The 17,348-nt window shown below is 58.4% G+C and carries 13 protein-coding genes; 5 read left to right on the top strand and 8 right to left on the bottom strand.

Annotated features, from left to right (window positions below; translation table 11 throughout):
- Window positions 1–158: 158 nt before the first annotated feature.
- The 8 genes from ACQE3E_RS07780 to ACQE3E_RS07745 form a co-directional block, all read right to left on the bottom strand.
- On the bottom strand, window positions 159–839 hold the full coding sequence (locus ACQE3E_RS07780) for a c-type cytochrome (protein ID WP_427501450.1): 681 nt from the start codon (window positions 837–839) through the stop codon (window positions 159–161).
- Entirely contained in the window at window positions 836–1,426 is a 591-nt protein-coding gene (locus ACQE3E_RS07775) for a peroxiredoxin (RefSeq protein ID WP_427501449.1), read from the bottom strand. The genes ACQE3E_RS07780 and ACQE3E_RS07775 overlap by 4 nt, the downstream gene beginning before the upstream one ends.
- 13 nt (window positions 1,427–1,439) lie before the next feature.
- A complete protein-coding gene (locus tag ACQE3E_RS07770; RefSeq protein WP_427501448.1) occupies window positions 1,440–1,829 on the bottom strand; it encodes a hypothetical protein in 390 nt (129 codons plus the stop codon).
- A 113-nt stretch (window positions 1,830–1,942) separates the two neighbouring features.
- Window positions 1,943–3,406 (bottom strand): DUF1501 domain-containing protein, encoded by a 1,464-nt coding sequence (locus ACQE3E_RS07765; protein WP_313728509.1) that lies wholly within the window; start codon window positions 3,404–3,406, stop codon window positions 1,943–1,945.
- A gap of 79 nt (window positions 3,407–3,485) precedes the next feature.
- Window positions 3,486–5,831: a DUF1549 and DUF1553 domain-containing protein gene (locus tag ACQE3E_RS07760; protein ID WP_427501447.1), complete on the bottom strand. Its 2,346-nt coding sequence runs from the start codon at window positions 5,829–5,831 to the stop codon at window positions 3,486–3,488.
- Between the two features lie 84 nt (window positions 5,832–5,915).
- The gene (locus tag ACQE3E_RS07755; protein WP_427501446.1) at window positions 5,916–6,389 is read right to left on the bottom strand and encodes a rhodanese-like domain-containing protein; all 474 of its coding nucleotides are present in this window, start codon (window positions 6,387–6,389) and stop codon (window positions 5,916–5,918) included.
- A gap of 510 nt (window positions 6,390–6,899) precedes the next feature.
- Window positions 6,900–7,862 carry an SMP-30/gluconolactonase/LRE family protein gene (locus ACQE3E_RS07750; protein ID WP_427501445.1) on the bottom strand — a complete coding sequence of 321 codons (963 nt, stop codon included), beginning with the start codon at window positions 7,860–7,862 and terminating at the stop codon, window positions 6,900–6,902.
- 68 nt (window positions 7,863–7,930) lie between these two features.
- On the bottom strand, window positions 7,931–10,693 hold the full coding sequence (locus ACQE3E_RS07745) for a TonB-dependent receptor (protein ID WP_427501444.1): 2,763 nt from the start codon (window positions 10,691–10,693) through the stop codon (window positions 7,931–7,933).
- Between the two features lie 650 nt (window positions 10,694–11,343).
- On the opposite strand from ACQE3E_RS07745, the gene chrA reads away from it, so the two are divergent.
- From chrA to ACQE3E_RS07720, 5 genes are all read left to right on the top strand, one after another.
- A complete protein-coding gene (gene chrA, locus ACQE3E_RS07740) occupies window positions 11,344–12,681 on the top strand; it encodes a chromate efflux transporter (protein ID WP_313728514.1) in 1,338 nt (445 codons plus the stop codon).
- A 418-nt stretch (window positions 12,682–13,099) separates the two neighbouring features.
- Window positions 13,100–14,533, top strand: coding sequence for a hypothetical protein (locus tag ACQE3E_RS07735; protein WP_313728515.1), 1,434 nt, complete (start codon window positions 13,100–13,102; stop codon window positions 14,531–14,533).
- A gap of 2 nt (window positions 14,534–14,535) precedes the next feature.
- Complete coding sequence (locus ACQE3E_RS07730; RefSeq protein ID WP_313728516.1) at window positions 14,536–15,039, top strand: cytochrome c3 family protein; 504 nt, start codon at window positions 14,536–14,538, stop codon at window positions 15,037–15,039.
- An 11-nt stretch (window positions 15,040–15,050) separates the two neighbouring features.
- On the top strand, window positions 15,051–15,626 hold the full coding sequence (locus tag ACQE3E_RS07725) for a hypothetical protein (RefSeq protein ID WP_281022754.1): 576 nt from the start codon (window positions 15,051–15,053) through the stop codon (window positions 15,624–15,626).
- A 95-nt stretch (window positions 15,627–15,721) separates the two neighbouring features.
- Window positions 15,722–17,338 carry a methyl-accepting chemotaxis protein gene (locus ACQE3E_RS07720; RefSeq protein WP_427501443.1) on the top strand — a complete coding sequence of 539 codons (1,617 nt, stop codon included), beginning with the start codon at window positions 15,722–15,724 and terminating at the stop codon, window positions 17,336–17,338.
- Window positions 17,339–17,348: the final 10 nt, after the last annotated feature.

Genomic DNA, 17,348 nt, shown 5'->3' with positions numbered 1-17,348 from the left:
CAAAACAGAACCCTCTGCTCGCGGGAGAGGGCAGGGTGAGGTGATAAAAAATCAATGCATTACCTTGCAATCCCCCTCACCCCTCCACCCCTCTTCCGCGAGGCGATGGCCGTTTACGACAGCCTCTGGTCGCGAATAATCGCGGCAGTACTCAATCTTTACAAAGTCGCCAAATAGGCTGCCAACCCGTCGATTTCGTCGTCGCTCAATGCGCCGGCAATCCGGTTCATCACCCCCTCCGGGCTATTGCGGCGATCGCCGGACTTCCAATTTCGCAATTGCGAGCGCAAATACACCAAGCGTTGGCCGCCTAGCAGCGGATAGGCGATACCGTCGGCGACACGGCCCTTCCCGTCCGGTCCGTGGCAACTGAAACAGGCCGGAACCTTGCGAGTCTCGTCGCCTTGTTCCGCCAACTTTTTGGCCGCCGGCCGCTGGCCGTTCGCATCGCCCGCCGGTGCCGGGAGGCCGGAAAAATACGCGGCGATATCGACGATGTCGGCCGGGGTCAAATCCGCCGCCATCACCGTCATCGTTTCGTGCTGCCTCGCGCCAGACTGAAAGTCGCGCAATTGTTTAGCCAGGTATTCGGCCGGTTGGCCGGCATGGTTGGGAATCTTGTCGGCGACGCTGATACCCTCGCTGCCGTGGCATTCCTGACAGCGCTCGTTCTCCGACGTCAGCCGGCCGACAGCAGCGTCGCCGGCCCGCTCGGCCGACGCCTGCTGCGCGGCGGTCAACAACGCCATCGCGCCGAGCGCCAGCCAACGCCGGCCCAAGCGGCGCCGACGAATCGCGGTTTTCGCGGTAAATTCCCGTGGCCTTCGCGCCGCGCTCACTGGGCGGCGTGGCGCTGACCGGCCAAGCGCTCGACGGTGGCCAGCGCTTGCGCGACGTTTTCTTCGGGTTTCAAACCACCCAGGGTCGCGGCAATCTTGCCATCCGGCGTCACGACGAAGGTGGTGCGCTCGGCGAAACCGTGATCGATAGCCTGGCCGCGACTGTCGGTCTTGCCGAGCTGCGGATCGCGTACCGCCAGATCGTAGGCCTTGGAAATCGCGCCGCCGGCATCCGATGCCACCGGAAACTTGCCGGCGCAGAAATTGGGGTCGGCGGAAAATTCGTTGAGACGCTCGATGCTGTCCAGCGACACGCCAACAATGGTTGCGCCGGCGGCGGCGAATTTGTCATGGTTGACCGCGAAGCTGTGCGCCTGGATATTGCAGCCGCCGGTATAGGCGGATGGATAAAAATAAACGACGACCGGACCTTTCTTTAAAGCGTCGCCCAGCGAGTACGCGAACGCCTTGCCGGCTTGCGATGCCTGGGTCTCGATCGCCGGGGCCGGATGGCCTTCCGGCAGCGCGGCGAGTGCCGGCGCGGACAGCCAAGCCAAGGCCAGGCCGGTCAAAAAAACGGGTTTCATAATGGATTTCCGGTCAAAGTGGTTTGTACTTGTCGTGGCAGGCGCCACGACATTGTTTGGAAAAGTCGTTGGCGGCGCCGGCGGCGCTGTTCAAATCGCCGGCTCCCAACGCGTTTTGGATCGATGCCGCCTTGTTTTGGTAATCCTGGGCATCGGCCACCGCATCGGCGGCGTCGCCGCGCTTGGCGAAATAGCCTTCCACCAGCTTAAAAGCCTCTTGCAATTGTTTGGTTTCGGCGCTGGCGGTGGCGGTATCCTGCGCGGAAATCGTGTTCTGCACGTTCTGGATCTTGGTTTCGACGTCCTTCATCAATTCTTCGAAGTCGAATTCGGCTTCGGCGAACGCGGCTCCCGGCGCCAGAATCCAGGTCAAGGCCAGTATCCGCAAGGTCTTGCGTATCATGCTAAAAAATCCCCCAATCGAAAAATCCCTGCCGCCCGAACCAGCCGCCGCATGTCCCACACCGGACCCGCGGCATCGATCGGCTGGCGTGGCAGCGAACTACGGCGGCGTCCCTAGGCGATCAGCTCCTTAATCACCTTGCCGTAAACCACGGTCGGCCTTTCGGATCGACCTTGATATTTGTAAATCAGCTTCAAGTGGTCCAAACCGAGCTGGTTAAGTACCGTGGCGTGCAGGTCGTAGGTATCGACTTCGGTGCCCTTGATCGCTTGCACGCCCAGATCGTCGGTGCCGCCGTGGGTGTAACCGGCTTTAACGCCGCCGCCCGCCATCCATTGGGTATAACCCCAGGGATTGTGGTCGCGGCCGTCGCCGGATTCGCTCCACGGCGTGCGGCCGAATTCGGAGGTCCACACCACCAGGGTTTCGTCCAACATGCCCTTGGCTTTCAAATCCTTCAACAGACCGGCGATCGGTTTGTCGATGATTTTGCTGTGCTTGCCATGGTTGTCTTCGATGTTTTGATGCGCGTCCCAGTCGCGGCTGTCGCCTTTGATGTCGGTCGGACCGGACACCACTTGAATGAAGCGCACCCCGCGCTCGGCCAAGCGTCTGGCACGCAGCAGCAATTCGCCGTAAGGTTTGGTGATGTCCTCGTCCAGGCCGTACAGCTTTTTGGTGGCTTCGGATTCCTTGCTGAAATCGACGGCTTCCGGCGCGGTTTCCTGCATCCGGTACGCCAAATCGTAGGATTCGGTGCGGGCTTGCAGTTCGGTATCGGTCGGATAACGGCCGGCATGGGCTTCGTTCAAACGTTTCAACAAATCCAGGGCCTTGCGTTTTTCGGTATCCACGACGTATTGCGGATTGTTCAAATGCAGAATCGGCGAGTTGCCCGGCCGGAACGGCGTGCCTTGGTAAACCGCCGGCAGGAAGCCGGACTCCCAGTTGGTCACGCCGCCGCGCGGCTCGCGCTTGTCGTTGTACAACACGACGTAAGCCGGCAGGTTGGGGTTGTTGGAACCCAGCGCATATTGAATCCAGGCGCCCAAAGTCGGCCGGCCGGGGTTCAAGCCACCGGTATTCATTTTCATGATCGAAATGTCGTGGGTCGCGCCGATGGTCACGCTGGACTTAATGAAAGCCAGATCGTCGGCTTGCTCGGCCAGATGGGGCAACCAGTCGGAGAACCAGGCGCCGCTTTGGCCGTGTTGTTTCCAGGTCCGCTTGGTCGCGATCAGTTTGGTGATACCGCCCTGGGTACTAGTCTTGATGCCTTTCAAGTACGAAGCCGGTATGCCGGTGCCGGCCAGTTTGACCAGTTCCGGTTTGTAATCGTACAAATCCAGCGTGCTGGGCGCGCCGGCCATGTGCAGCCAGATCACGGTTTTGGCTTTCGCCGGGAAATGCGGCGCTTTCGGCGCCAGCGGGTTGCCGCCGGTCAGCGCGTTCAAAGCGGCGTCTTCAGCCAACGCGCTGGCAATAACGCCGCCGCCCGGCAAAAAGGCGGTAACGGCCAAGCCGCCAAGGCCGTAACCGGTTTTTACTAAAAAATCACGTCGCGATTTGTTGTTCATGGGTAAACCTCTTAAAAATGAGTTGTCGGCAACTGGCCCTACGGGGCGCCGGCGGCGCCCCCAGGCTTGCACTGGATCGTTAGAACCGGTAGATGAATTCGTTGGAATTGGCGACCACGTGCACCAGATCCACGAAGGCGGCAGCCCGCACCGGGTCGCCGATCGGTTTATCCTTGACGCCGGCCGGCACGTTGACTTCGAATTTACCGTTGGCGGCCTTGGCGCGAATCACGCCCTCCTGTTCGTTCAAGAAGGCCTGCAACTCCTCTTTCTCCTGATCGTTCGGCTGGCGGGCGAACAGGATTTGGTAGAGTCGGGCAATCCGTTCTTCCTCGCTCTCGCCGGCCTCGTTGATGACCCGGCCGGCCAGCGATTTGGACCAGTCGAAGATCAATTCGCTGTTGTACAGCGTCAAGGCTTGCAGCGGCGTGGTGGTCACCTCGCGTTTGCTGTGGGCTTCCTGCGGCGACGCCATGTTGAACGAATCCAAAATCGGATACGGAATGCTGCGGCGGGTGAACACGTACAAGCTACGGCGGTTATGGTCCTTCTCGTCCTTGGAAGTCCGCCACATTTTGTCGTTGAAATTGGCGTTGTTGACCCCGTAGTTGGTGTTGATCGCCGACGGTAGCGGCGGATATACGCTCGGCCCGCCGACCTTGTCCTCCAGCTTGCCGGAAGCGACCAATAGCGAATCCCGGACTTGTTCGGCTTCCAAACGCTGCCTGGGGAATACCGCCAGCAACTGGTTTTCGGCATCGGCCTGCTGCACGTCTTCGCGGTAATCGGACGACTGCCGATAGACGCTGGACAACAGAATCTCGCGATGCAGTTTCTTGACGCTCCAGCCGTCCTTGACGAATTTGTCGGCCAGATAATCCAGCAGTTCCGGGTTGAGCGGTTTTTCGCCGGCCTTGCCGAAATCGCTGACGGTGGCGACGATGCCCTTGCCGAAATACTGGTCCCAAACCCGATTCACGTAAACGCGGGCGGTCAGCGGATTGGTCGGACTGGTGATCCATTTCACCAAGGCCGAGCGACGGCCGGACGAGAACGGCAACGGTTTGATGTCCGGTTTTTCGTCGGTAATCGCCGCGGGGAAGGCCGGTTGCACCTGTTCCAACGGTTTCTCATGGTCGCCGACCGCAAACACGAAGCTGGGCGGCGCATCCGGATGGCCCAGTTCGGTCATCGCCGAAATTTCATTCGAGAACGTCGCCGGTTTCAAATCGTCGAATTTACGCAATTCCTTGTTCAACTTTTCCAATTCGGCCCACTGCTCGGCAATCTTGGGGTCGCGGGTTTTGGCGTCGGTACTTTCGCCTTTTTCCTGGAAGTAGGATTGCATGCTGGCTTCGTTGGTGACGTTAGCCAAGCGATGATTGACCCAGCGGTCCTGGGCTGTCCATTTTTCCTTGGGTTTGAAAATCGCGTCGCGCGAGTCGGTCAGATAACGTTCCTTGTGATACTTGAGCGCTTCTTCCCGATGGGTATCGATAATGGCCTTTTGCTTGGCGCGGATGTCCTTGGTGGCTTCCTGCCACTTGGCGTATTGCTGGTCGTAAGCCACTTCGATCGGGCCTTTCTTGGCCGGAATGTTGTCCACCGGGGCCACGTTGGCAAAGAAGGACTGGAACGAGAAATAGTCTTTCTGACTGATCTTGTCAAACTTGTGGTTGTGGCAACGGGCGCATTCCAAGGTTTGGCCCAACACCACTTTCCCGACCGTATCGGTAATATCGGTGGTGATTTGGTATTTACGTTGCACCAGATCGCGCGAGTTGGAGTTATCCGGGAACTGCGCCATGAAACCGGTCGCGATCAGGGCCTGCTCGTCGCCGGGCCACAATTCGTCGCCGGCCAGTTGTTCCTGGATGAAGCGGCTGTAAGGCTTGTCCTGATTGAATGAATTGATTACGTAATCGCGGTAACGCCAGTTGTTCAAGCGATCGTTGTCGTTCTGGAAGCCGGTACTGTCGGCGTAGCGCGCCAAATCCAGCCATTTGCGGCCTTGGCGTTCGCCGTACTTAGGCGATGCCAGCAAGCGGTCGGCCAGCTTTTCGTAAGCGTTTTCGGATTCATCGTTGACGAAGGCGTCCACGTCTTCCGGGCTGGGAATGATGCCCCACACGTCCAGCGTGGCTCGGCGAATAAAGGCGGCTCTATCGGCATCCGGCGACGGCGTCAGGCCTTTTTCTTCCTGTTTGGCGAGGATGAAGGCATCGATCGGCGTCCTGACCCAATCCTGATGCTGGACCGCCGGAGCTGCCGGCGCCTTGACCGCTTGATACGACCAAAGTTTGGCCTTGCCTTGCGCCGCCGGAGCGGCATCGCCGGCGGATTTTTCGTCGGCCCCACCGGCCTCGCCCACCATCGCCACGGACAAGGCCCAGGCGATTGCGATCGTTAATTTTTTCTTATTCATTTCACCACTCCAAAAACTCAAGCACCGGAACGCCCCGTGCGGATGAACGCGAACCGCCGCCCATCCGGCGATCCGCGGTTACGATCAATTGGTTTTAGGTTCCGGAGGCACGATCCTGACGATCTTGCCGCCTTCTTCTTCGTAATTTTGCGAACCGACCGCGCCGACCACCTTGAAGCCTTTCGTAGCCAGCAAATCGGCGATCTTGCCGGCGCGGCCGGCGTGGTTGGATACCGTGACAATAGACCTGTCCTTGGGAATGAAGGGCAGCGCCGCCTCAATACCATCGACCTGTACGTTCAGATACACCGGAAACGAACCGATCTTGCTGATTTCGTCCGGGCGGCGGGTATCGATGAACAGCAATTCGCTCGGTTTAGCCAGTAAGGCATCGACTTGGGCGCGATTCAGCTTGGGGGTTTTGTACTCGTAAGGCCTGGGCGCCTGCGCCGCAGGTTTGGCATCGGCGTGGACGTGCGCGTCTTTCTCGGCCGCCGATGCGAAGACCGGCGCGGTCAGCAGCATCGCCAACAAAACTAATGACAGAGGTTGTTTCATATTCGGGTTTTCTCGTTTCATTTTTTGAACAAGCGTCGTTCGACGCGGCAAGGGTTAACTCATTAGCCATATGGCAAGTAGCATGCCAACCGAAAACGCCTAACCAAAAACCACACAACCCACTGTTTATAAAAGATTTTTACAAACGAAATCGCCAGCACGACCGCAATTCTCACCGGAAATCGCTAAGGACTGATGAATTTGCAGCACCCCTGCAACAGGCTGTGCTGCTCGGCTAGCATCCAAAAATCCGCTCCGTCGAAGCCAAGAGACGGGCAAAAAAAACGGGCCGAGGAAATTCCTCGTCCCGTTAAGAGGCCACCACGATGCCTAAATCGATAAACCAAACCCCATGTGTTCCGAGCGCGCGTTTGCAGAAATTGAAGGCGCTGTCAATCGCGGCTAAAGCCGCGCGTAAAAACCGGATGGCTATTCCGGGCGATCAAGTCCAAACCGTTGTAACGTGCGGCTCCCGCCCCAGCCGCCTGGCATTTCGTATTCCGCTCGCTATTATTTGGGCCGGCTGGAAATGCCCTTGGTCAATAACTGCACCTTGTAAGCGGCGCCGCGACCGACGACGTACAAGGTACTTTTGTTGATGCCGGCGAAGGCCAAATTCTGCGGCTTTTTCGGCACCGGGATCGTACCCAGCGCTTCGCCCTTGGCACTTAACACCTCGATACCGGCATTCGAAGCCACGAACAGCCGGCCTTCATCATCCAGCGCCAAACCGTCCGCGCCGCTGGACCACGTGCCGTCCTCGCCTTTTTGCCAGCCTTCCAGCTTGGCGAAATTGCGGCGGTTGGCAATCGAGCCGTCGGCGGCGATGTCGTAAGCCAGAATGTGTTCGCCCTGAGTATTGGCGACGTACAAGGTTTTTTCGTCCTTGCTGAGCTGAATGCCGTTGGGCCGCTCTATGTCGTTGGCCAGTTGCTTGAGCGCTCCGTCCGGACCGATGTAAAACATGCCGGGATGCGACGGTTCCGGGTTGGGATTTTCCTTGGTCGGCCGGGTGCCGCTATCGGTGAAATAAATACCGCCGTTGCCGGCGCGCACCAAGTCGTTGGGCCGTTGAAATTTAACGCCCTGGTAATCCTTGGCCAGCACGGTTTTTTCCTTGACCGGATAAATCGCGCCGACTTGGGTATCCTTGGTCTGCACGGCGATGATCTTGCCGTCCGGGGTCAGGGCCAAGCCGTTGGCGCCGTTGGAATTCTCCAAAAAGGTCGACACTTGATCGTCCGGCCCGATACGCACGATTTTGTTGGCATTGGTCTCGGTGAACAGCAAACTGCCGTCGTTATAGCCTATCGGTCCTTCGGTGCCGTTGAAGCCGTCCTTGATCAATTCCAGCACCACGCCGCCGGCCGCGACACCCGGAATCGCCGGCGTGACCGGATCGTCGGCGTGCGCGCCGCCGGCCGCCAACAAAGCGCTGATACTCAACAACAGGGTCGAATACTTGACTGACATAACATTCCTCTATCGATGTGAGTGAAACATCCGACCGGGCGACCGTTAAGCCGCCCGGTCGGCTCGCATTAAAATTTGGCCCGGAAATGCACACCGTAATACCGGGCGTCGCCGAACGACGCGCTGGCCGCCGCGGTATTGGAGAAATTTCCGGCATTGGTAAAGTAGATCGTGTCGAAGAGGTTGCGACCGACCAAGTCCAGATTGTATTTGCCGTTCTTGGTGCCGATACCGATACCGCCGTCGGTGACGTGGTAGGCCGCCTGTTTGCCGTACACCGACAGACTGGCGTTATAATTAGCCGCCGATTTATAGCTGTCGATCAAATAGGCATGCCATTGCAAGCCGTAGTCGTTACCCAAGCCGAAAGTCAACGGCGCGCGGTAGTCCACACCGTAGTTGGCGGTGAAGGTCGGCGCATTCGGCAAGGTCCGTCCGGTTTGGTCGCAAATCACCGAATTTGCTTCCGGCGGACACGGGGCGTTGGCAAAGTCGGTATAAATCGCCCTATTGAATGATCCGTTCAGGAACACGCTCAAGCCCGGTGTAATATCGTAGTTGGTCTCCAATTCGATACCGCGCAATTGGATGCCCTTGATGTTACCCAAGGTCGTTCGGTTACCGGTGGTGCATCCGTCCACGCCAATCGTGCAGGGAATAACCAATTGCGATTGGAAACCTTCGATGTCGGTTTGGTAGAAGTTGACGTTGGCCACCAGCTTGCGATCCAGCCAAGTGCTCTTGATGCCGAATTCGTAATCCATCACGTTCTCCGGATTGACGTTTTCTACCTTACCCGTGTTCAAGTTAAATTGTGCCGCGCCGGATTTGTTGCCGCCCGATACCGAGCCATAAACCATCAGATCCTTGTTGATTTTGTAGCTGGGATTGACCAGCCAGTTTTGCGAGTTTTGGTCGAATCCTTGGCGCGGCGCATCCCACTCGGTTCCCAAACGGCCACTCCGAACCGCCTTGGCGGCAGCAATCTGATTTGCCGAAGCGCCGATTTGGGCGCCGAGCACGTCTAAGTCGACTCCGCCAATCGGATGGCTCCAACCGGTGTTTTCCCGCCGTTCAAAGGTATCCCGCAAACCCACGGTCAATGTCGCGTCATCCGTCACATGCCAGTTGACCTGCCCATATGCCGCGTAACTGTCGGTCGCGGGCACAACGCTTTGCCGGTACATGACGTTGTTAAGGGACGCCAGCATCATTTGCCGCCCGATCGCATTGCTGTTCAAGGTTGAGTATTGCGAGTTGCTAGCATAAAAAGCCCCGGCGTCACTCCCAAACAAACGCTGGTTAAACGTGTCCGCAATGGTGCGCATCGCAAACACGCCGGCTTGATAATCGATCGGGCCCGGATCGCGCGAACTGACCCGCAGCTCCTGCGACCATTGCTGGTTCTTGACGGTCCAACCGCTGATCCGCTCGATGTCGGCGGTCGAACCGTCGCCGTCGTGGTTGGGTTCGAACAAGGCGTCGCGCCAAGCGGTAATCGATGTAAAGCGATGCCCCAGGGCGTCGTAGTTGATTTCCGCGGACACGCCCGAACCGTCACCGCGCGATTGACGTCGCTCATTGTTCGCCATCGCTCGCGGATCTCCGATGATCGCTAAAGGTTGACCATTGCTGCGCACCGGGTCAAACCAGTTTCGAGCCAAGCGGGTGCTAAACGTCGTCCCCCTAGAAGCGCCGTTTGCGAAAGTTGACGGATCGGCGATTAGCGGCTGTACGCTCATGGTTTGGGTAGACGCGGTTTTATCGACGATGACCTTCGCACTCAACACGTCGCTGGGCGTCAACAAAAATTGCAAGCGCCCGCCCAACGCATTGGTTTCACCGAGATCGCCCTCGCTACGGTGAATGTCGTAATTTTTGATGTAACCGTCGCGCTTGTCGATAAAACCGCTTGCCCGGTACGCCAACAGCCCAGGCAGTATCGTACCGGTGGCGCCGAACTTGCCTTGCAAGGTATCGCGGTCGCCGGCAAAGCCGTCAACGTAGTAACTGTCCTTGAACGACGGCGCCTTGGTGGTGATGTTCAGCAACCCCAGGTTGCTGTTCTTGCCTTGCAGGGTGCCTTGGGGGCCGCGCAACACCTCGACCTGATCCAGGTCGGCGAAGTTGGCCCATGCCGAACCGACCCAAGCCCGCCAGACGTTGTCCACCATCACGCCGACGCTGGACTCCATCGATTCGTTGCCGCTGTTTTTCCCCAAACCGCGCAGGGCAATACTGGTTTGCCTGGCATTGGCGGACGTGACGCCCAGGTTGGGCGCGCGACGGGAGAAATCCTGCACCGACACTACGTTGTCGCGCTCCAGGGTTTCCCGGTTGATGACCGCGATCGGAATCGGCACTTCCTGCAATTTCTCTTCCTTGCGCCGCGCGGTGACCGAGATTTCGGACAAATTCTTCGGCTTTTCCTCTTCGACGACCGGTTCGGGTTCGGGCTCGGCCGCCGCCAGTGCGGCCGCTTCGGTAGCCGCGCCAACTTCCGACGCAACGCCGCTGGTGGCAGCCGAACCGGCCGCGGCGCTCGCGGCATTTTTCCGGAGCAAATCCTGTTCGCGGCGTTTGGACGCTTCCAATTCCGCAGTCAGTCTGGCTACTTTCTCTTCCAAATCGGACACCGATTTGTCGGGCGCGGCGATTTTTTTGACCGACTTTTTAGTCGGCGCGGCGTCGGCGTCCGAGACGACCATCAGCGGCGCCCCCGCTAATGCCAAGCTCACGCAAGCCGACAAGGTGTTGCGACCTAAAGTTTTGGGAACGCCGGCCCGAAGGCCGACACCTGGCGCATCGGCGCTATCTAAGTACTGTTTCACTGTCTCACCCAGTCGAATGTCAATTTCGAAAATTCGAACCGGTTTGCCCGGCCGACAGCGTCGGCGCGCAAACCGGCCTAAGCCCTGTAGTGCAACCGATATGCCATGAATGCGGTTAGCGACCGACGCCAACCGCACCAGCCTCGATAAACAATTGATTTCTATTGGTTAAAGACAGAAAATCCCGTCAAACTCCGCGAGTAAAGACACTGCCGGAAAGCGGGGCACGGCGATCGCCTGCTGACTGCGAGCCAGCAACTGCTGACTCGCTGCCTAATCAGCAACAGCCGGTCGTCACGGTGTTGCCGTATCCGCAAAGCGGACTGGGATCGGCTTGTCGAACGGGCGCCGATTCGAGGTAGGATGGCGGACGCGCGTAGCGAGAGAGTGGCTGGAGTGCGGTTTACCGATCGACGAATCCGTGACCGTCGTCCATCGCTGCTGAAGCCGCTTCAGTGTTTCGTCGGCCGCCGGGGGGGGAATTGTTGGACAGGCGGCTATTCTTTCATGGTTTTAGCGAGTACCACGCTTGGCCTCGTTCGCTTCCGCTCCGCACCGAACCGGATGCCACGAACTCGCCCCAGCCGCGATCTTTAGTGCTGATAGAGCGTCAACGATGTTCGGCCAACAACTATTTCGGGAAATTGCATATGCCACCAACCCTGCCCCCGCCGCACCCCAGTTTTAGCGAAGCCTGCCGATTCTGGCTAAAGCTGGGCTTGATCAGCTTCGGCGGCCCGGCCGGACAGATCGCGATCATGCACCGAGAACTGGTCGAGCGCCGCCGCTGGATCAGCGAGCGCCGCTTTCTGCACGCGCTGAACTTTTGCATGGTATTGCCGGGGCCGGAGGCCCAGCAACTGGCAACCTATCTGGGTTGGCTGCTGCATAAAACGCCTGGCGCCTTGGTCGCCGGTAGCCTGTTCTTTCTACCGGCCATGTTGATGCTGATCGTTCTCGGCTGGCTGTATTTGAGTTTCGGCGATCTGTCGGCGGTGACTGCTTTGCTTTACGGCGTCAAGCCTGCGGTCACCGCGATCGTCTGGTTTGCTGCTTACCGGATCGGTTCGCGGATTTTGCAAAACCGCTGGCTAGCGGCACTGGCCGCCGCCGCCTTCGGCGCGATCTTTTTGCTGCGGGCACCGTTTCCATTGATCCTAATCGGCGCCGCGCTGATTGGCGCGGTAGGCAGCAAACTCGCTCCGCAGGTTTTCGCGGTCGGCGGCGGTCGCGGCAAACCCCGCGCCGATTTCGGTCCGGCGCTGATCGACGACGCGACACCGATACCGACGCACGCGCTTTTCAGTTGGCCGCGCCTGGTTAAACTGTCGGCGGTCGGCGGTTTACTGTGGGCCGGCGCGTTGGGGCTGCTGTGGTTGCTATTCGGCTGGAACGGCGCGCTGACGCAAATGGGCTGGTTCTTTACCAAAGCCGCGTTGCTGACGTTCGGGGGCGCCTATGCGGTTCTACCCTATGTGTATCAGGGCGCGGTCGAGGAATTTCGCTGGCTGAGCGCTCAACAAATGATGGACGCGCTGGCACTCGGCGAAACCACGCCGGGACCGCTGATCATGGTCAATACCTTTGTCGGCTTCGTGGCTGGTTGGGGCCAGGCGCTATTCGGACCGGAACGCTTGTTCGCGGCTGGCGCGCTGGCGGCGACCGTCGTTACCTACTTTACCTTTCTACCCAGTTTTTTGTTCATCCTGGCCGGCGGGCCACTAATCGAAACCAGCCACGGCAATGTCGGATTCACGGCGCCGCTAACGGCGGTCACTGCCGCCGTGGTCGGCGTCATCGTAGACTTGGCGGTATTTTTCGCCTACCACGTCGGCTGGCCGAACGGCTGGGACGGCCCTATCGACGGCTTTGCGGTATCACTGAGTGCGGCTTCACTACTGGCGCTCGGTCGATACCGCCTGGGCGTCATCCCGGTTATTGTCGCGGCGGCGCTGCTGGGTGCCGGATGGCGATGCCTGGGGGGCTGAATCCGGCCTGTCCTCTTCGCTTTCAGCTAAACGCTTAGCGGCTTCAAACAAACCCGGCCCGCACGGCCCAATCTCCAAGCCAGCATCACGCCAGCGCATTACAGCCAGAAAGGTGGCGCCGATTGGCCGGCGAGCCTCGTCGACACTAGTGTTCCCAATCGCCGGATATGCGCGAGTGTCTTGCCAACGCGCTTGGCTTGTCAAAACCGGCGGAAAACGACTAACACCTAAAAATATCCGCAACTAGGAGGATTTCCTAAATTCACCGAGACTAAGCATGCGTGCGGCTCAAGTCACGCGAATTTTTGCGCACATTTTCCCTGCAAATCACTTGGTTGTATTCACAAAAAAACCGACTAGGCTGATTTTCGACATGACAGTCCGGTTAATTTCCAAACTCAGATATTCAAACCTGTATATGCGTCGAAGTTTATCGTTATTATCGGTGGTAGTACTCAGCGCCGCGCCCACATCGGCCATCGCGGCTCCAGCCGATGACGAGCACATCCGCCGAATTGTGCAGACCATGCTCAAGGAAAAAGATCAAAAGATCGAACAACTCGAGGCTCGCATTAAGCAACTCGAGCAAGAACGCGCGCCGCCGGTCGCCACCGCACCAGGGCAACCAGTGCCGCCCCCCCCGGTTGCGGCCGCTAAGCCGGCGCCCGCCGGCGACGATGGCTCGGTTGCCCGCAAGTTGCAGGCTCTGGATAAAAAAGTCAGCGAACTCCGCCAAGCCGCATCGGCCAGCGGCCTGGAAATCAGCGGATTTTTCGACATCAACGCCAAGACCGGCAATTCCACCGACCAGACCTTTAGCGTCGGCTCGGTGGAACTGGATTTGGATTATGTGCACGACGACCATTTCGGTGCCAGCTCGGCCTTGGTGCTGTGCGGCAATTCGTCGAATGCCGATTACGGCGCGCCGGGCGCGATTTTTTGCGGTAACAGCGGCCCAGGTGCATTGAGCGGCGGCAGTACGATGGCCGGCATCGCCGTCGCATTGGTCGACTACCATTTATTTAACGACCGCATCCCTCCGCGCGGCCGTATCTTCAACAACAAGGGTCTGCATATTCAAGCCGGCCGTTTCGACTTGCCGTTCGGTAACGATTACCAAAACTTCGCCAACAAGGACCGGATCACCGTGACCGCGCCGCTGACTACCTCGCGCATGCAGTTGGGCGGTTACAACTCAGACGGCGTTCGGTCCTACGGCGCCTGGGACGGGTTCAATTATTCGGTGTTCTGGACCGATGCGCTGTACGCCAACGACGGTCACGCGATCGGTGGGCGCTTGGGTCTGGCCTTGGGGCAAAATACCTACAAAATCCACAGCGCCAACCCGGAAGGCATCGAACTCGGCGTATCCCACCTTAGCGAACTCGACGGCGAAAATCGCATCCGCAACACCGTTTACGGTGCGGATTTGAGCGTAGGCTACGGTCCGTGGCGCTTGCAAAACGAATTCATGCTGCTGAATGCTCATCAACAGGTATTTTTGGATAGCGGCGGCAACATCGTGCCCAATCCGGATCGAAACCCTTTCGGCAAGGGCCACCAACTGGGTTACCACTCCACATTAACCGCCGACCTGGAAAGCCTAGTCAAGCAGCCGGTCACGCTGTTTGCCCGCTATAGCCGCTGGCAGCCGTCGCAAGACCTGGCTTTGGATTTCGACGGCAGTACCGTCGCCGTCAACGATTTGTCGATGCTGACGCTGGGCTTCAATTACAAATTCAGCGATCACTTGCGGATCAAGTTCGAGTACGACGATTCGTTGGGCACTCGCACCTACGAGCGTTACTTCGACCGCCGCCTGGGTATCGCCCAAATCGTGATGTCTTTCTAGCCATGAAAAAGCGTCTTATACAAAGTTTGGTAGTTGGCGGCAGCCTAGCGATGCTGCTGTTCGTCGGCGGCGCCCGTACCGCCGCCGAAAATCCGCACGAAATCTCCCGGCAAACGCCGCAATCCGGTTGCGGCGAATGTCATAACACCGCCGCCGACGTCAAGGATGACGGGATACTCACCACCAAGAATCACACGGTGGATCTGGCGGCTTTCGCCAAGGACGGGGTGGCGATGTGTTCATCTTGCCACAACCCTAATCAAGGCCATAAAGTCGGTTTGAACATCGATTTCCCGGTACCGGCCGACCTGCCTCTGAACGAAGAACACGATATGACTTGCCTGACCTGCCATTACACCCACGGCAGGTTGGACAGTGATCGGCCGCAAGCCAGTCACAGTTTCATGGACAAGCTGATGAACGCCGAGCGCCTGAAAAAAAGCTTTTTATTACGCCGCAACAATAGCGACGGCGAGCTTTGCCTAACCTGTCACAACGTCAACTAAGGTTTCCGAAAATGAACAACACCGAATCCAAACGCAGCCGCGTTTTCATTAAAAAAGCGTTCCAGGGTCGATTCATCCTCGGCGTGTTCGCGCTGATATTGTTGGCCGGCTTGTGCTCGGCGCTCCTGATTTACTGGATGACCGGCGGCGATTTGCAAGCACAAGCGCAATCGGCGCACGTCAGTATCGTCAACGCCGCCGAGCGCCTGGGCGTATCGATTTTGATCGGCAACGTGGTGGCTATTTTGCTGGCCGGCGGGATTGCGGTCGGTGGCGTGCTGTACGCGTCGCACAAGATCGCGGGGCCGTTGTACCGTTTCGAGACCTTGTGCCGGGAAGTCGGAGACGGCAATCTGGACACCGTCACTCAGCTGAGGGAAAACGACCAATTGCAGGAACTGGCCGGCGCGTTCAGCGACATGGTCGGCAAACTGCGCGGCAGCCGTGAACGGCGCCTGCATCTGATTGCCGAGCAACGCCGGCAAATCGAGCGCTGCGTCGCGGAAAACCCCGAAACGTTGTCGAAAAGCCAGCAAGACGCCCTCGCCTCGCTGGCAAAGTTGGCCGACGAACTGGAAAAATTATAAGTCGTATGCGGCCGGCCTTCAGCAATCGGCTACCTTAGAACTCGCCGTGCGCCGAAACAACCCGTTTAACCCACTCAAAATCACTTACCCACTTAATGTTTAAATCGACATCCATTAAAACCTATCTGATCGCCATCGCCTCGATACTGGCTTTAGCCAATCTACTCTTCGTGATTTCGCTGTGGCAGGCATTTCAGTCGATCGATCGCACGCTGGCGGAAGCCACCCGCAAGCAAGACGTGTCCGACGCGTTGTCGCACGTTCGCTTTCATGTCGTGCAAATCCAGCAATTTCTGACCGACGTCGGCGCGACCCATTCCGACGACGGCTTCGCCGAGGCCAAGCACAATCTAAGCTCGGCCCTGGAGAATTTGGAAAAAGCCCGTCAAATCGAACCCAATCTGGCGCCGCAAATCGACGTATTGAAAGAGCATGTCCAGAACATGCACGATACCGGCGTCAAAATGGGTTGGGACTACATCAAGTTCGGCAACGAAGCCGGCACGGCCACGATGAAGGCCGCAGGCACGGGGCTGGACGACTCGGCCGCCCGCCTGACCGAAAAACTGCAAACCCTGAGTACCCAGATAGACGACGAAGTGGCCCGCTCCAAACAGTTGCTCGGCCAAACGCTGACCGACTACGGAACCACGCGCATCGCGTTTTCGATCGCCTTGCTGATGTTCGTCGTGATCTGCTTGTTGATGCTCTATTTTAAAATCGAGCCGCCGCTGACCGCATTGCGGCAGTCGCTGCAAGCGCTGAAACAAGGCGGCGGCGACCTGACCCGGCGGATTCCCTACGACGGAGAGGACGAGATCGGAACGATTGTAAATCTGTTCAACGAGTTTTTAACGACGCTGCACGCAATGATGCGGCAAGTCGCGATAGAATCCGAACAACTCACCGGCTCGTCGAGCCGACTGAGCCAATTGGCCGAACGGGTACAACTCGACATGGTCAAACAGCAACAGGGTACCGATCAGGTGGCTACCACGGTGACCGAACTGTCATCGACCGCCGCCGAAGTGTCCCGCAACACCGGCAGCGCCGCCCAAGCCGCGCAAAGAAGCAGCGCCGACGCCAACAACGGCAAGCGCGTCGTTACCGAGACGGTGCAAGCCATCCATGCGTTGTCGGCCTACATCGATAGCGCCAGCCATGTGATCGGCAACGTCGAGCAAGACTGCGTCAACGTCAGTTCGGTGTTGGATGTGATTCAGGGCATCGCCGACCAGACCAATCTACTGGCGCTGAACGCGGCGATCGAAGCCGCCAGGGCCGGCGAGCAAGGACGCGGCTTCGCGGTGGTCGCCGATGAAGTCCGCACCCTGGCCAGCCGCACTCAGGCTTCGACGCACGAAATTCAGGCGATGATAGAACGCTTGCAAGGCGGCTCCAGGGAAGCGGTCAAAGCCATGTTCGACAGTCAAAACCAAGCCAAGCAAACCGTCACCGTCATCGAAAACACCGGCGTATTGCTGGACAATATTTCCGGGATGGCCGAGCAAATCTCGGAAATGAACGCCCACATCTCCAACGCGGTCCGCGAACAAACCCTGGTCGTCGACCACATTAATCAAAACGTCATCGCGATCAACGAAGTCACCGCCAATACCGCCGACGACGCCAAGCAAACCGCCGGCGAGGCCAGTACCCTGCAGCAGATTTCCGGCAACCTGCGCACCACGATTTCGCAGTTCAAGCTGTAACGGCTAGCCG

Origin of the sequence: Methylomonas sp. MED-D (assembly GCF_050276835.1) — a bacterium.
In the GTDB taxonomy this organism is placed as follows: domain Bacteria; phylum Pseudomonadota; class Gammaproteobacteria; order Methylococcales; family Methylomonadaceae; genus Methylomonas; species Methylomonas koyamae_A.
Note: the sequence above shows the minus strand (reverse complement) of the source record. Positions and strands in the feature narration are given on the sequence as shown.

Coding starts and splice junctions, on each gene's coding strand:
- ACQE3E_RS07760 (WP_427501447.1), bottom strand. CDS start 5,831: ATGAATAAGAAAAAATTAACGATCGCAATCGCCTGGGCCTTGTCCGTG.
- ACQE3E_RS07720 (WP_427501443.1), top strand. CDS start 15,722: ATGTTTAAATCGACATCCATTAAAACCTATCTGATCGCCATCGCCTCG.
- ACQE3E_RS07775 (WP_427501449.1), bottom strand. CDS start 1,426: ATGAAACCCGTTTTTTTGACCGGCCTGGCCTTGGCTTGGCTGTCCGCG.
- ACQE3E_RS07725 (WP_281022754.1), top strand. CDS start 15,051: ATGAACAACACCGAATCCAAACGCAGCCGCGTTTTCATTAAAAAAGCG.
- ACQE3E_RS07765 (WP_313728509.1), bottom strand. CDS start 3,406: ATGAACAACAAATCGCGACGTGATTTTTTAGTAAAAACCGGTTACGGC.
- ACQE3E_RS07735 (WP_313728515.1), top strand. CDS start 13,100: ATGCGTCGAAGTTTATCGTTATTATCGGTGGTAGTACTCAGCGCCGCG.
- ACQE3E_RS07750 (WP_427501445.1), bottom strand. CDS start 7,862: ATGTCAGTCAAGTATTCGACCCTGTTGTTGAGTATCAGCGCTTTGTTG.
- chrA (WP_313728514.1), top strand. CDS start 11,344: ATGCCACCAACCCTGCCCCCGCCGCACCCCAGTTTTAGCGAAGCCTGC.
- ACQE3E_RS07730 (WP_313728516.1), top strand. CDS start 14,536: ATGAAAAAGCGTCTTATACAAAGTTTGGTAGTTGGCGGCAGCCTAGCG.
- ACQE3E_RS07755 (WP_427501446.1), bottom strand. CDS start 6,389: ATGAAACAACCTCTGTCATTAGTTTTGTTGGCGATGCTGCTGACCGCG.
- ACQE3E_RS07770 (WP_427501448.1), bottom strand. CDS start 1,829: ATGATACGCAAGACCTTGCGGATACTGGCCTTGACCTGGATTCTGGCG.